Origin of the sequence: Bartonella sp. TT29SHDZB, from assembly GCF_042193395.1 — a bacterium.
Classification (GTDB): domain Bacteria; phylum Pseudomonadota; class Alphaproteobacteria; order Rhizobiales; family Rhizobiaceae; genus Bartonella.
The window spans coordinates 1-535 of the sequence record NZ_JBHILQ010000181.1 but is presented as its reverse complement, the minus strand read 5'-3'; the positions used below and the strand labels follow the sequence as shown (position 1 = coordinate 535).

The window sequence follows — 535 nt, the reverse complement described above, 5'->3', positions numbered from 1 at the left end:
TGATAGTGCATTTTACGGACAGTTGTGTTTTACGGACGTGCGAGAGTACACGAACGTGAGGCTATATAGACGCGATATATCTGTCTTGTATTACATATAGATTAATACAGTGTCAAAATGTCCGGACGTGGTAAGGGCGGTAAAGTGAAGGGAAAGGCGAAGTCGCGTTCGAGCAGGGCGGGTCTGCAATTCCCGGTCGGCCGCATACACAGGCTGTTGCGTAAGGGTAACTACGCCGAGAGGGTCGGTGCCGGCGCACCGGTGTACCTCGCCGCCGTCATGGAATATTTGGCCGCGGAAGTGCTCGAGTTGGCCGGCAACGCCGCCCGTGACAACAAGAAGACCAGGATAATTCCGAGACATCTGCAGCTCGCCATCAGGAACGACGAGGAGCTCAACAAGCTGCTCTCGGGCGTCACCATCGCTCAAGGCGGCGTGTTGCCCAACATCCAGGCCGTCCTGTTGCCGAAAAAGACCGAGAAGAAACCCTAAGTGTGCGGCGCGGACTTTGATTCGCAAACGAAACAAAATCGGC

1 protein-coding gene is annotated in these 535 nt (G+C 55.0%); it reads left to right on the top strand.

The annotated features are described in order from the left end of the window. The first annotated feature begins 117 nt into the window (after positions 1–117). A complete protein-coding gene (locus tag ACFIJJ_RS10180; protein ID WP_375646869.1) occupies positions 118–492 on the top strand; it encodes a histone H2A in 375 nt (124 codons plus the stop codon). Positions 493–535 lie beyond the last annotated feature (43 nt).